Origin of the sequence: Methylosinus sp. LW4 (genome assembly GCF_000379125.1) — a bacterium.
Taxonomy (GTDB): domain Bacteria; phylum Pseudomonadota; class Alphaproteobacteria; order Rhizobiales; family Beijerinckiaceae; genus Methylosinus.
The window spans coordinates 295443-308945 of sequence record NZ_KB900627.1 but is presented as its reverse complement, the minus strand read 5'-3'; the positions used below and the strand labels follow the sequence as shown (position 1 = coordinate 308945).

10 protein-coding genes are annotated in these 13503 nt (G+C 60.9%); 2 read left to right on the top strand and 8 right to left on the bottom strand.

Annotated features, from left to right (window positions below):
* Positions 1 to 13: 13 nt before the first annotated feature.
* The 8 genes from METLW4_RS25685 to urtA form a co-directional block, all read right to left on the bottom strand.
* Positions 14 to 2140 (bottom strand): DUF6165 family protein, encoded by a 2127-nt coding sequence (locus METLW4_RS25685; RefSeq protein ID WP_018268220.1) that lies wholly within the window; start codon positions 2138 to 2140, stop codon positions 14 to 16.
* A 383-nt stretch (positions 2141 to 2523) separates the two neighbouring features.
* On the bottom strand, positions 2524 to 2838 hold the full coding sequence (locus tag METLW4_RS0121085; RefSeq protein WP_018268218.1) for an FmdB family zinc ribbon protein: 315 nt from the start codon (positions 2836 to 2838) through the stop codon (positions 2524 to 2526).
* A gap of 7 nt (positions 2839 to 2845) precedes the next feature.
* Entirely contained in the window at positions 2846 to 4075 is a 1230-nt protein-coding gene (gene fmdA / locus METLW4_RS0121080) for a formamidase (protein ID WP_018268217.1), read from the bottom strand.
* 26 nt (positions 4076 to 4101) lie between these two features.
* Positions 4102 to 4791, bottom strand: a complete 690-nt coding sequence (gene urtE, locus METLW4_RS0121075; protein WP_018268216.1) for an urea ABC transporter ATP-binding subunit UrtE — start codon at positions 4789 to 4791, stop codon at positions 4102 to 4104.
* An 8-nt stretch (positions 4792 to 4799) separates the two neighbouring features.
* Positions 4800 to 5546 (bottom strand): urea ABC transporter ATP-binding protein UrtD, encoded by a 747-nt coding sequence (urtD, locus tag METLW4_RS0121070; RefSeq protein ID WP_018268215.1) that lies wholly within the window; start codon positions 5544 to 5546, stop codon positions 4800 to 4802.
* A gap of 5 nt (positions 5547 to 5551) precedes the next feature.
* The gene (gene urtC, locus METLW4_RS25680; protein ID WP_018268214.1) at positions 5552 to 6700 is read right to left on the bottom strand and encodes an urea ABC transporter permease subunit UrtC; all 1149 of its coding nucleotides are present in this window, start codon (positions 6698 to 6700) and stop codon (positions 5552 to 5554) included.
* Positions 6697 to 7623 (bottom strand): urea ABC transporter permease subunit UrtB, encoded by a 927-nt coding sequence (gene urtB / locus METLW4_RS0121060; RefSeq protein ID WP_018268213.1) that lies wholly within the window; start codon positions 7621 to 7623, stop codon positions 6697 to 6699. Before urtB ends, urtC begins: the two co-directional genes overlap by 4 nt.
* Positions 7624 to 7700: 77 nt before the next feature.
* Positions 7701 to 8900, bottom strand: a complete 1200-nt coding sequence (gene urtA, locus METLW4_RS0121055; RefSeq protein WP_371212337.1) for an urea ABC transporter substrate-binding protein — start codon at positions 8898 to 8900, stop codon at positions 7701 to 7703.
* A 313-nt stretch (positions 8901 to 9213) separates the two neighbouring features.
* Here urtA and METLW4_RS0121050 point away from each other — a divergent pair, with 313 nt between their 5' ends.
* Both METLW4_RS0121050 and METLW4_RS0121045 read left to right on the top strand, forming a co-directional pair.
* Positions 9214 to 12609, top strand: coding sequence for a hybrid sensor histidine kinase/response regulator (locus METLW4_RS0121050; protein WP_018268211.1), 3396 nt, complete (start codon positions 9214 to 9216; stop codon positions 12607 to 12609).
* Positions 12599 to 13501: a response regulator transcription factor gene (locus METLW4_RS0121045; RefSeq protein WP_043333305.1), complete on the top strand. Its 903-nt coding sequence runs from the start codon at positions 12599 to 12601 to the stop codon at positions 13499 to 13501. Before METLW4_RS0121050 ends, METLW4_RS0121045 begins: the two co-directional genes overlap by 11 nt.
* Positions 13502 to 13503 lie beyond the last annotated feature (2 nt).

Below are 13503 nucleotides of genomic sequence, written 5' to 3'. Positions count from 1 at the left end.
CGGACGCACATGTTCAATCTGACATCGGTGCAATGCTTCCGACGAATCTTTTCTCCTCGACGATTTCTGACTCGAGAACATCATTGATTCGTCGTTTGAGAAGCGCGCGCTCGTCGTTGAGCTTGTAGATCGATCGAGCGAGCTCGATGAACTCCGCGTCGAATTCCTGTCTCCGCTCTTTTTCACGAATCGCGTTCTCGAGCTTCCACAATGCGCTATTGATCTTTTTCAAGTCGTCCTCGAAATTCGAAATTTGGTCATATCCTCCATGCATATCTACGACTTCTAGCAACAGGCGCAGCTCCTTCAGCACGTTGGCGCGGGCCGCGGGCTCAAATATTTCGATGCTCTTGATTTCGAGGATTGTGATTTTGTCGATGAGCTCGCCCCACGAAATCGGCGCTCTCGGCGTCCTGAGCTCGCGCTTCTTTGTTCGCTGACGCTCTTCGTCCATCAGCTCACGCAATGCGCTTGCAATATCAGAGAAAACGCTACGCCAATCGTCCCTTGTCTGTTGGCGAAAGAGACGCATCGTCGGATACCAGGGACTGTCTGTTCGGTCCAACATCCAGCGCCAGTCGGGAACGTGTTTGATCGCCAGCCACACTGGGCGCCCCAATGAGCCTGCGAGGTGCGCGATCGATGTGTCGCAGCTGATGACGAGGTCCAAGCTTTCCATGACCGCCGCCGTATCCACAAACGCGTCGTCGCCTGTGTCATAGTCTTTACCGAGCGTCTCGACCGTCATTCCTTCGGGCAATTCGCGTAGCTGTTCGACGCCCTCGTTCTTTTGCAACGAAATGAGCCGTACGTTCGGCAGCCGTGATATTGGCAGAAACTCCGAGATCGCAAATGATCGGCCGATGTCGATCTTCCCCGCCTTGTTTCCCTGCCAAGCGATCCCGATCTTAAAGCCATGGTCTCCAAGTCTCGCTTTCCATTTCCATAAGCGGTCCGGCTCGGCGCGCAGATAAGGCGTCTCCGCAGGAGAAAACTTTAGACGGCTTTCAAAGGCGAGCGGAAGGCTCAACAAAGCGCATTGATAGTCGAAGGTCTCGCCTTCAGGAAAGCTCGGCAAGATCCGGGCGCCGGGGATAGAGTGGCTCATCAAGCGCAGCAGGCTATAGCGCACAATGAAGGTTACTTTCGCTCCAGACGTAGCGAGAGGCAGGAGGTATCTACAAAATTGAATTACATCTCCCAGGCCCTGCTCATCGTACACGACGATTCTCTTGCCCGCGATATCCTCGCCACGCCATATCGGACACGAAATCGACAGGCTTCTCCGTGGCGCTCCTTTGCGATTCCATCGGCTTTCATACCCAGACCATCCTGCGATAAAGTCGCCTCGGAGCAGCGCGAGCAATCCGCGATTGTAGAGGGCGTCGGCATGGTCGGGCCGAATCGACAGCGCCTTGTCGTAGGAAGCCGACGCCTCGTCGATGCGTCTGAGCTCTAGGAGCGCGTTACCGCGATTATAATGAGCCTCCGTGAAGTCGGGCTTGATCGACAGCGCGTGGTCGTAGGACGCCAACGCTTCGGCGAACCGGTTCAGCTCTTGGAGCGCGCGACCGCGATTGATGACGGCGACAGCATTGCCGGGCTTTATGGACAACGCCTTGTCATAGGCCGCCAATGCCTCGCCGAGCCGACCGAGCTCCTGGAGAGCGTTGCCGTAATTGATGATCGCGTCGATATGGTCGAATTTTATCGACAACGCTCTCTCGTAGGACATCACTGCGTCGTTGAGCCGCCCCAGTATTTGGAGTGTGTTGGCGCGATTGAAGTGCGCGTCGACGTAGTCGAGAGAAATGGCGATGGCCTTGTCGTAGGACGCCAACGCCTCGTCGAACCGCTTCAGCATCTGGAGCGCATTGCCATGGATGTAGAGAATATCGGGGTCGTCGGGCGTGATCGACAACGCCTTTTCGATCAGCTCCAGGCCGCGTTCCAGACGATCTGTTTGGATCATGATGACGCCGAGCAGATGCAATGCTGTGACCTGCATCGGATCTTCGGCAAGAATCAAATGGTATATTTTCTCTGCATGAGATAGAAGACCACTTTGATGAAAGCCGAAGGCTCTGAACAGGCGCTCCGAGGTCTGAGTCGAAGGGGTATTCTGTATGTAATCCGACATCTCGATGGCTCCAAAGCCCGACCCGCCTTGCTGACTGTGTAGCTCGAATCGCTGATTTACTGAACGAATTTGTTGTAGAAGTCGGTCCTCGCCAATTCAGGTGGATCGCACCCGCCAAGGTCGATCCTATTCGGCCGCCGGCTAGAGAGTGTTATGTACTTTAGCGATTGATTGCGCTAATAGCATCGGATGGCTCCGCTTCGCAAACGCGCGGTGTGTTGCGCACGTCCTCGCCTTCGCATGCCTCATGCTCGAGCGCGCCGCGGAATTCATGATACAAAGCGCATGATCCCCTCTCGATGAAACATGAACGCAAAAGCCGGCGTTGTCGCCGTGGCTTCGCCATGCGACCGCGCCAGCTCGTTTATGAAGAAGCATTGTGATTAATGGCTGATCATCCAGGGCCTCGCAGAGGGGAAAGACTTGGCCCCCTCCCCAGATGTTTTCGACGCCCCGCCGCAACAGGCGCAGCCGGCGCCGTGAGACGATGACCGCCGCGGCGCATGACGGCTTCGTTCATTCGCCTCGAACGCGCCGCGGCTCGCCGAGCTCATCAGCGACGTGCGCGGCGCGGTCAGCACGACTCGCGGCGCCGTGGCGCCGCAATCGGGACAGTCGCAAGGCTCGAGATAGTCCGCCATCGGGCGCATCGTCGTGAACGGTCCACAGGCGTCGCAGAGATATTCATAGATCGGCATGACGGCCTCATTTGTCGGGAACGATCGGCATCTGGACCGAGCCGTCGAGATATTTGATCGGACCCGCCGCCGACGGCGAGATATCGAAGTCGAAGATTTGAGTCGGCAGCCACAGGGTCGCGCAGGCGTTCGGCACGTCGACGACGCCCGAGACATGCCCCTGTACCGGAGCCGTGCCCAGGATCGAATAGGCTTGCGCGCCCGAATAGCCGAACTTCTTCAAATATTCGATCGCGTTCAGGCAGGCCTGGCGATAGGCGACCGTCACGTCGAGATAGTGCTGGCCGCCGTGCTCGTCGACAGAAATGCCCTCGAAGATCAGATAATCATTGTAGTTGGGAGTGATCGGGCTCGGCTTGAAGATCGGATTTTTGATTCCGTATTTCGACATTCCGTCCTTGATGACGTCGACCTTCAAATGCAGCCAGCCGGCCATTTCGATGGCGCCGCAGAAAGTGATCTCTCCGTCGCCCTGGCTGAAGTGCAGATCGCCCATCGACAATCCACCGCCCGGCACATAGACGGGAAAGTAGATTTTCGAGCCGCGCGAAAGATCCTTGATGTCGCAATTGCCGCCGTGCTCGCGCGGCGGCACGGTGCGCGCCGCCGTCGCCGCGGCCTTCGCCTTAGCCTCGCCTTCGAGCCGGCCGAGATGTGCGGTCGGCGCGAAAGGAGGATTGGCGAGCCCTGGAACGCGCGTCGGATTTGTCGCGATCAGCGCTTCCTCACGCGTGTTCCATGTCTCCAGCAGCTTGGGGTCGGGCAGGCAGCCGATCAGCCCGGGATGGATGAGGCCCGCATAGCGCACGCCCGGCACATGACGCGATTTGGTGAACATCCCCTCGAAATCCCAGATGGATTTCTGCGCGAGCGGAAACTGATCCGTCAGAAAGCCGCCGCCATTCTGCTTGGAGAAGAAACCGTTGAAGCCCCATTGGCTCTCCGGCTTCGCGCCGATGTCGAGGAGATCGACGACGAGGAGATCGCCGGGCTCCGCGCCTTTGACGCCGATCGGCCCAGACAGGAAATGTACGATCGACAGATCGATGTCGCGCACGTCCGAGGCGTCGTCGTTGTTCTTGATGAAGCCGCCGGTCCAGTCATAGGTCTCGATGATGAAGTCGTCGCCCGGCTTCACCCAGGCGACAATCGGAATGTCCGGGTGCCAGCGATTGTGCACCATATCGTTTTCGAATGCGGATTGGGTCAGATCGACCTTGATCAATGTTTCGGCCATTGTTCTCTTCCTTCGTGGTTAGCCGGTCAGACCGACAGAAAATTCGCCACCTTCGCCTCGTCGATCGTCGCCCGGCTCTCGGAATGGACGATCTCGCCGTTCTCGAGCACCAGCACGCGATCGGCGATGTCGAGCGCGAAGGACAGGACCTGCTCGGAGACGACGATCGACAATCCGCGGGTGTCGCGGATCGCTTTCAGCATTCGCGCCATCTCGCGAATGATCGAAGGCTGTATGCCTTCCGTCGGCTCGTCGAGCAGCAGCACCTTGGGTCGCGAGGCGAGCGCGCGCGCGATTGCGAGCTGCTGCTGCTGACCGCCGGAAAGATTGCCGGCCTTACGGCGTCTCATATCCAGCAGCACGGGAAACAGCTCGTATATGTCTTTGGGAACCTCGCGCTCGCCCGTGACGGTCAATCCGGTCTCGATGTTCTCTTCGACCGTCATCGCCGGAAAGATCATCCGGCCCTGCGGCACATAGGCGAGGCCAGCGGCGACGCGCTGGTGACTCTTCAACGCAGTGATGTCGCGATCGGAGATCCGCACGGCGCCGGCGGTCGTACGCGCAATGCCCATTAGCGCCTTCATGAGCGTCGTCTTGCCCATGCCGTTGCGTCCCATGATCGCGACGATCTCATTCGGCGCGACCTCCGCCTCGAGGCCGTGAATGACCTCGCTCTCGCCATAGGCGACCCGCAATCCTTCGATGGCCAGCATGGCGCTCCTCAATGTCCGAGATAGACTTCGACGACCTTCGGGTCTGTCTTCACATGCTCCATCGAGCCTTCCGACAGCACCTTTCCCTGGTGCAGAACGGTGACGCGATGTGCGATGTCCTCGACGAATTTCATGTCGTGCTCGATGACGAGCACCGATCGGCCGACGATGATCTTGTTCAAGAGCTCCGCCGTCTTGCGCCGTTCGGAGACGCTCATTCCCGCGACCGGCTCGTCGAGCATCAAGAGCTCGGGGTCCTGAATCAGCAGCATGCCGATCTCGAGCCACTGCTTCTGCCCATGGCTGAGATATTCGGCGCGCTCGGCCAATTGATCGGCGAGAAAGATGGTCTCGGCGATCTCCTCTATGCGCTCGCGAACCGCCCGATCGCGGCGAAACAGCAGCGCGCCGAGCACGGAGCGGCCGCGCGGATAGGAAATCTCCAGATTTTCGAACACGGTGAGATCGTCATAGATGGAGGGGTTCTGGAATTTGCGCCCGACCCCCGCCTCCACGATGGCGTTCTCGCTCATGCGAGTCAGCTCCTTGTCGCGAAAGCGAATCGATCCGGAGGTGGTGCGCGTCTTGCCGCAGATGAGATCGAGCACCGTTGTCTTGCCGGCTCCGTTCGGGCCGATGATGACGCGAATTTCGTTCGGCTCGACATAGAGCGACACGTCGTCCACAGCCTTGAAGCCATCGAAGGAGACCGACAATGCTTCGACCGAGAGAAGGAAATCCTGATGTGTCGACAATGGCGTCACTCCGCGAGTTCGTGATCGAGAGAGCGCGTCATCGGCGTGCGCCAGAGAGCCCGCAGCTTCGCGACGAAGCTTCTCGCGAGGCGCGGCGCGGAGCTGCGATAGACGCCGGCGAGCCCCTCCGGGAACGACAGCACCACGATGATGAACAGCGCTCCCAGTCCGAACAGCCAAAGTTCGGGAAAGCTTTCGGACAGGCGCGTCTTGGCAAAATTGACCAGCAGCGCGCCGCATACGGAGCCCAGGATCGATGAGCGTCCGCCGACCGCCGTGTAGATCACCATTTCGATCGACGGGACAATGCCGACGAAGGACGGCGACATGAACCCGACCTGCAATGTGAACATGGCGCCGCCGAGCGCGGCGAGCGCCGCGGCGAAGCAGAAGGCGAATATTTTGAAGCTCGAGACCGAGTAGCCGGAGAAGCGCACGCGATCCTCCTTGTCGCGCATGGCGACGAGAATGCGGCCGAGCTTCGATCGCGTGACGAGCTGCGTTGCGACGATGGCGGCGAGCAGCAGCCCGCATTCGACATAATAGAGCGTGAGCTTCGCTCCATCCGAGCGGATGTCCCAACCTTTCAGCGTGCGCAGATCGGTGATGCCGTTGATGCCGCCGGTGTAGCCCTGCTGGCCGACGATCAATATGGTGAGGATCAGCGCCACCGCCTGGGTGATGATCGCGAAATAGACGCCGCCGACGCGGCGTTTGAACATCGCCGCGCCGATGATGAAGGCGAACAGCGTCGGAACCAACACCACCGCGGCGAGCGTGACGCCGAGGTTCTCGAACGGTTTCCAGAACCACGGCAGCGCAGTGAGCTGATTCCAGTCCATGAAGTCGGGAATGCCGGGCGTCGATTGGATTTTCGTGTTCTCGACGCTCGACGCTTCGAGCTTCAGGAACATGGCCATGCAATAGCCGCCAAGACCGAAGAAAATGCCCTGGCCGAGGCTCAGAATTCCGGCATAGCCCCAGCACACGACGAGGCCGATCGTCACGAAGGCGTAGGTGAGATATTTTCCGACGAGATTGAGCCGGAAGATGTCGAGAGCGGCCGGCAGCACGACGAGGATGAGCGCCGCGAAAGCGAGGAGGCCCAAGAGCTCGGACCGGCGGAAAAGCGCATTGTCTCCATGGAGTTTCATCGCCGCACCTTGGTTGCGAACAGGCCCTGCGGACGCAGCATCAGAATGACGACGACGCCGATCAGCGTCGCGACCTGCGCCATGGAGCCGGATGTGAAGAATTCGAGCGTCGATCGCGACTGCGAGATCGTGAAGGCGGATGCGATGGTGCCGATGAGGCTCTGCGCTCCGCCGAAGACGACGACGAGGAAGGAGTCGACGATGTAGAGCTGGCCAGCGGTCGGCCCCGTCGATCCGACCATGGTGAAGGCGGACCCTGCTATTCCCGCGATTCCGCACCCGAGCGCGAAAGTCGCGCGGTCCACTTTCTGCGTGTCGATTCCGACAGCGCCGGCCATCACTCTGTTCTGCACGACGGCGCGCACTTGGCGACCGAGGCGAGATTTGTAGATCAGCAGAGCGACTCCGGCGGTGATGACCGCTGTCAGGGCCATCACGAACATGCCGTTGATCGGCACCTCGATCGTGGACGTCATCTGCCAGGACCCCAGCATCCAGGGCGGCAGCTCCACGCCGACCTCGCGCGCGCCGAAGATGGAGCGATAGAGCTGCTGGAGAATGAGGCTGAGGCCCCAGGTCGCGAGCATCGTATCGAGAGGGCGCTTGTAGAGCCGACTGATCAGCGCCCATTCGACCACGGCGCCGAGCAGCGCCGCCGCGAGAAAGGCGACGATCATCGCAACGAAGAAATAGCCTGGAAACAGCGCCGGAAGATGCGTCTCGAACAGCTTGGAGGTGAGATAGGTCATATAGGCGCCGAGGATCATGAACTCGCCATGCGCCATGTTGATCACGCCCATCTGACCGAAGATGATCGCGAGGCCGAGCGCCATGAGCAGGAACACCGAGAACAGGATAAGTCCGGCGAATCCCTGCATGACGAAGATCGAGCCGAGATCGCCGAGCGAATAATCGCCGAGCATCCGAGCCTCCATATGTCGTGAGGAAAAAGAGCGGCCGAAGCGGAAACGGCGGACCGGACGCCCGGTCCGCCGCCCGATCATTGATAGCCTTTCGGGAACGGATCCGGCTGAACGAGCTCGGCGGTTTCGTAGATCACCTCATATTGTCCATTGGCGCGCGCACGACCGACGCGCGTCTTCGACCAGAGATGATGGTTCTCGTGAATGCGCACATAGCCTTCCGGCGCGCCTTTGAATTCGACTCCGGGCGAAGCGGCGGCGACTTTGTCGATATCGAACGAGCCGGCTTTCTCCACTGTGAGCTTCCATAGCCAGGGACCGAGATAGGCGGCTTGGGTGACGTCGCCGATCACGGTTTTTTCGCCCCATTTCTTCTGAAAGGCGGAGACGAAGCCCTTGTTGTTGGCGTTGTCCAAGGACTGAAAATATTTCATGCAGGCGTAGGCGCCGGCGATATTCTCGCCGCCGATGCCGTCGATCTCGTCTTCGGTCACGGAGATCGTGAGCAAGGTCTGCTTCGACAGATCGATGCCGGCCGCCTTGAGCTGCTTGTAGAAGGCGACATTGGAGCCGCCGACGATGATGGCGTAGATCACATCGGGCTTGGTCAGCTTGATCTTGTTGATCACCGAATTGAACTGCGTGTGCCCGAGCGGGAAATATTCCTCGCCGACGACCTTGGTTTTCAGCACGTTCTCGATATGCTTGCGGGCGATCTTGTTGGAGGTGCGCGGCCAGATGTAATCGGATCCGAGCAAGTAGAAGCTCTTGGCGCCCTTCTGCTTGGTCACCCAGTTCAAGCCGGCGATGATCTGCTGCGTCGCCTCCTGACCCGTGTAGATGACGTTCTTCGACTGCTCGAGCCCCTCATAGAAGGTCGGGTAATAGAGCATGCCATTGTACTGCTCGAACACCGGCAGGACCGCCTTCCGGGAGGCGGAGGTCCAACAGCCGAACACGGCGGCGCATTTGTCGTTGACCAAAAGCTTCTTGGCCTTTTCGGCGAAGGTCGGCCAGTCGCTGGCGCCGTCCTCCTGCACGAATTTGATTTTGCGGCCGAGCACACCGCCCATCGCGTTGATCTGCTCGATCGCCAGCTTTTCCGCCTCGACGGAGCCGGTCTCGCTGATCGCCATGGTTCCCGTGACGGAATGCAATATTCCGACAGTGACCTCGCTATCCGTCACCGCCAGCCCAGTGGCGTTGGCGGCGGAGGCCGCCAGAGCCGGCCGTCCGATGAAGCCGAGCGCCGGTGTCGCCGCGAGCGCGGAAAGCATTTGACGGCGGGATAGATTGCGCGCGTCGCCGGATTTGGTGGTCATTTAGTCTCCCCTCACACTGTCGGGACGAGCCCGTCCTGAGGCAAAGACTGGCCTTCCGCCGGGCCGCGCGGCCATACGTCGATTCGCGTATTCGCCTACGCATATCGCGCCGCTATCTTCGCGATCGGGTCGAATGGCGAAGGGCGCGGGCTCAGCGTCGGCGCCGCGGAAATGGGCGTCGCGAATGAAATACGGGCGGTGGATTCGCCGTGGCGAGGCGTAGCTTCGTCGGCGCCCGGTGAGGCGCTGGGCGCAGAGGCGATCGGAGATGACGGCACAGCAGCGGATCGTTCGGGTTCGACGCGAATACAACAAATGGGTCGCGGATCAGACCCTCGAGGACTACGCTCTGCGCTTCACAGCCGAACGGGCGCGCCGATGGTCGCCGTTTCGCGTCGCCAACACCGCCATCGCGTCAGTGTCCTTCCTGGCTCTCGAGGCGATCGGCGCCGCGATCACGCTGACCTGCGGATTCACCAACGCCGCGGCGGCGATCGTCGTCGTCAGCGCGATCATCTTCATCACCTGCGTGCCGATCGCCTATTATGCCGCGCGCTATGGCGCGGACATCGATCTTCTGACCCGCGGCGCAGGCTTCGGCTATCTCGGATCGACCATCACCTCGATCATCTATGCGAGCTTCACCTTCATCTTCTTCGCCATCGAGGCGGCGATCATGGCCAAGGCGCTGGAGGCGGGACTCGGCGTGCCGGACGCTCTCGGCTACCTCATCTGCGCATTCGCCGTGCTGCCGATCGTGACGCATGGATTCACATCGATCAGCCGGTTCCAAATGTGGACGCAGCCGCTTTGGATCGCGCTCCATGTCGCGCCCTTCGCGGCGATCGCGCTGCAGGATCATGCGACGCTATCCGCCTGGACGAAGTTCACCGGCCGCATCGGGCCGCTCGACGGGAAGCTCGATCTCACTTTGTTCGGAGCCGCGTCCGGCGTCGTCTTCGCGCTCGCCGCTCAAATCGGCGAACAGGTGGATTTTCTGCGCTTCCTGCCCGGAGCCGCGACGGTCGGAAAAGCGAGGTGGTGGGCGTCGCTCATCGCCGCCGGCCCCGGCTGGATCATCGTCGGCGCGGCCAAAATGCTGGCGGGGTCGTTTCTGGCCTATCTCGCCTTCAAGCACGGCGTTCCGCCGCAGAACGCCGGCGATCCGACGCAAATGTATGTCGTCGCCTTCGGCTATGTGGCGCCCGACGAGACGATCGGCCTCGGACTCGCCACCACTTTCGTCATCGTGTCGCAGCTGAAGATCAATGTGACCAACGCTTATGCGGGATCGATCGCCTGGTCGAACTTTTTCTCGCGGCTGACGCACAGCCATCCCGGCCGCGTCGTGTGGCTCGTGTTCAACATCGTCATTGCGGTCGTTTTGATCGAGCTCGGCGTCTATCGTGCGCTCGAGGGCATTCTCGGCTTCTACTCACATGTGGCAGTCGCATGGATCGGCGCGCTCTTCGCGGATCTCGCGATCAACAAGCCTCTCGGCCTCAGCCCGAAGGGCATAGAGTTCAAGCGCGCCTATCTCTATGAGATCAATCCGGTCGGCTGTGGCGCGACGCTTGTCGCCGGCGTTTTGTCGATCGCCGCGCATGCCGGGGCGCTGGGCGAAACGGCGCGGGCCATGTCCTGCTATCTCGCTCTCGCCGCGGCGCTGATCGCCGCGCCTCTCATCGCCTATGCGACGAAAGGCCGATTCTACATCGCCCGGCGTGAGCGGACGCCGGTCTCCGCCGAAGCGCAAAAATGCTGTATCTGTGAGCATGAGTTCGAGCCGCAGGACATGGCGAGCTGTCCCGCCTATGCCGGCCCGATCTGCTCGCTATGCTGCACGCTCGACGCCCGCTGCGGCGACGCCTGCAAGCCGGACACGCGGCTCGCGGATCAGCTGCGACGCTCTCTCGCACGCGTGCTGTCCGAGCGTGCGGCGATGATGCTCGGCTCGAATGTCGGGCGTTACCTCGTCATCTTCGCCCTCATCATTTGCCTGCTGGGCGGCGCGCTCTGGCTCGTCTATTGGCAGGCGGTTCTGGATGCGCGCATCGCGCCCGCGCTCATCGGTCCGCCTCTGCTCAAGGCTTTCGTGATCTTGAGCTTGATCTCGGGAATCATCTCCTGGTTTTTCGTGCTGGCGCAGGAAAGCCGGCTGGTGGCGCAAGAGGAGACGCAGCGCCAGACGACGCTGCTGATGCAAGAGATAGAGGCGCATAAGAACACCGACCGCGCATTGCAGAAGGCGAAGGAGGCGGCGGAGGCCGCCAATATCGCCAAGAGCCGCTATGTGGTCGGCTTGAGCCACGAGTTTCGCACGCCGCTCAATTCCATTCTCGGCTATGTTCAGCTGCTCGAGAGACGGCCGCATTCGGCTCCGTCCGATCCGAACGCTCTGCGCACGATTCGTCGTTCGGCGGAGCATCTGGCCAGTCTGGTGGACGGGCTGCTCGACATCGCCAAGATCGAGGCCGGCCGCATGGAGGTGCATCGCGATCATGTGCGTCTGCCGGCCGTGCTGCGGCAGGTCGTCGACATGTTTCGGCTGCAGGCGGAGGCCAAGGGCGTGGCGTTTCGCTACGAGGTTCGCGGCTCATTGCCGAAATGGGTGCGGATCGACGAGAAGCGGCTTCGGCAGATCCTGCTCAATCTCCTGTCGAACGCCGTGAAATTCACCGAGGTCGGCGAAGTGCGATTCACGATCGTCTATGATCGCGACATGGCGACCTTCGAGGTGGAGGACACAGGTCCCGGAATTCCAACGGATCAGCACCAGCGAATATTTCGTCCGTTCGAGAGGCTCGAATCCCTTGGACGTAAATGGGCGCCGGGAACCGGACTCGGCCTCACCATCACCAAGCTCATGACGGAGGTGCTCGGCGGCGACATTTCCTTGCGCAGCAGCGTCGGCCACGGCAGCCTCTTCTCGGTCAAATTCTATCTTCCACAATCGGCGCCGCCGATCGTTCTATCACGGCCGGATTATTCGCAGATCAGCGGCTATGACGGCGCGCGCGTCACCGTGGTCGTCGCGGATGACGAGGCGAGCCATCGGGAGCTGGTCGCGCGTCTGCTCGCCCCGCTCGGCTTCGTCGTTTTTGCCGCGCGGGATGGAACGGCCTGTCTCGAGCTGGTCGAGCGCGTCGCTCCGCAGCTCGTATTGCTCGACATCAACATGCCCGGGCCGTCCGGCTGGGAGGTCGCGCAGACGGTGAGGCGTCGCAAAGGTCGAGACGTGGCGATCGTCATGCTTTCGGCGGACGCCGAGAAGGAGCTCGATGTCGACATCGATCGATGCGCATGCGAAGGCTATCTCGTGAAGCCGTTCAAGCTCGGCGATCTGCTCGATCTTATCGCCGCGACTTGCGATCTCGTCTGGCGGTTCGGCGCGCCGATATCAGGCGCGGAAGGCTGCGGCTCCGGGGCGAGAGGGCGGCTGCCGGTCGATGATCTTGTCGCGCTCGCCGAGATCGGCCATGCGCGCGGAGTGACGGCGCTGCTGAAGAAATATCGAGCCGAGTTTCCAGAGGAAGACTCGCTCGTCGAGACGCTGAGCCGGCTGGCGATCGAGATGAAATTCGACGAGCTCGTGACCGTCGCGCGGAGGTCGCAAATCCGCTCGGATCAGCGAGATCAGATGGAAGCGAAAGATGAAGTCTAGTGTGATCCTCATCGTCGACGACGATCCCGGCGCGCTCGCCTTTCTTTCGACCGCGATAGAGGACCGCGGCGCGACGGCGCTGGTCGCGCGAAGCGGCGATTCGGCTCTCGCTATTTTGGAGCGCTTGACGCCCGACATTATCCTGCTCGACGCCGTGATGCCGGGGCTGGATGGATTCGAAGTCTGTCGCCGACTCAAGCGGGACGACCGTCTGGCCGGCGTGCCGGTCATTTTCATGACGGGGCTCAGCGATACGGATCATGTCGTGCAAGGCTTTACCGTCGGCGGCGTCGATTATGTGACCAAGCCGATCGTCGTCGAGCAATTGCTGGTGCGGCTGAGCGCACATATGGCGACGTCCCGCATGGCTTTGCGCGCCAGATCGGCGCTCGACGCTTCCGGCCGTCATCTTTTGGCGACCGACCGGCGCGGCTCGGTCATTTGGAGCACGCCGAAAGCCCGCTCGCTGCTCGATCTCGACATAGAAGACGAAGACGTCACGGCTTCCCGTCGAGCTGCGCAATTGCGCGCGCTCATGCCCGATCAGCGCACGAATGCGCAGAAGGAGGCGATCATCACCACTCGGGCCGGCGTCAGAATCCGTATTCTCTATCTCGGCCTCGTCAGCGGGGACGAGCTGCTGTTCTGCGTGACGGAAGCCGATGAGAGCGGCGCGGAAAGCGCGCTGTCGCGCGCTTTGTCGGTCACGCCGCGCGAATCCGAAGTATTGCTCTGGCTGTCGCGGGGAAAATCGAATGCGGATATCGCCGCGATTTTGGGGCTGAGCCCCAGAACCGTCGACAAGCACCTCGAGCAAATCTACAAAAAAATGGGCGTCGAGAACAGAACGGCGGCCGTTCGCATGGCGATTCAGATTATCGAACGCCTTTGAGA

Bases quoted from the DNA above. Each gene is read 5' to 3' on its own strand.
- METLW4_RS25685 (WP_018268220.1), bottom strand. From the start codon at position 2,140: ATGTCGGATTACATACAGAATACCCCTTCGACTCAGACCTCGGAGCGC.
- METLW4_RS0121085 (WP_018268218.1), bottom strand. From the start codon at position 2,838: ATGCCGATCTATGAATATCTCTGCGACGCCTGTGGACCGTTCACGACG.
- fmdA (WP_018268217.1), bottom strand. From the start codon at position 4,075: ATGGCCGAAACATTGATCAAGGTCGATCTGACCCAATCCGCATTCGAA.
- urtE (WP_018268216.1), bottom strand. From the start codon at position 4,791: ATGCTGGCCATCGAAGGATTGCGGGTCGCCTATGGCGAGAGCGAGGTC.
- urtC (WP_018268214.1), bottom strand. From the start codon at position 6,700: ATGAAACTCCATGGAGACAATGCGCTTTTCCGCCGGTCCGAGCTCTTG.
- urtB (WP_018268213.1), bottom strand. From the start codon at position 7,623: ATGCTCGGCGATTATTCGCTCGGCGATCTCGGCTCGATCTTCGTCATG.
- urtA (WP_371212337.1), bottom strand. From the start codon at position 8,900: ATGCTTTCCGCGCTCGCGGCGACACCGGCGCTCGGCTTCATCGGACGG.
- METLW4_RS0121050 (WP_018268211.1), top strand. From the start codon at position 9,214: ATGACGGCACAGCAGCGGATCGTTCGGGTTCGACGCGAATACAACAAA.
- METLW4_RS0121045 (WP_043333305.1), top strand. From the start codon at position 12,599: ATGAAGTCTAGTGTGATCCTCATCGTCGACGACGATCCCGGCGCGCTC.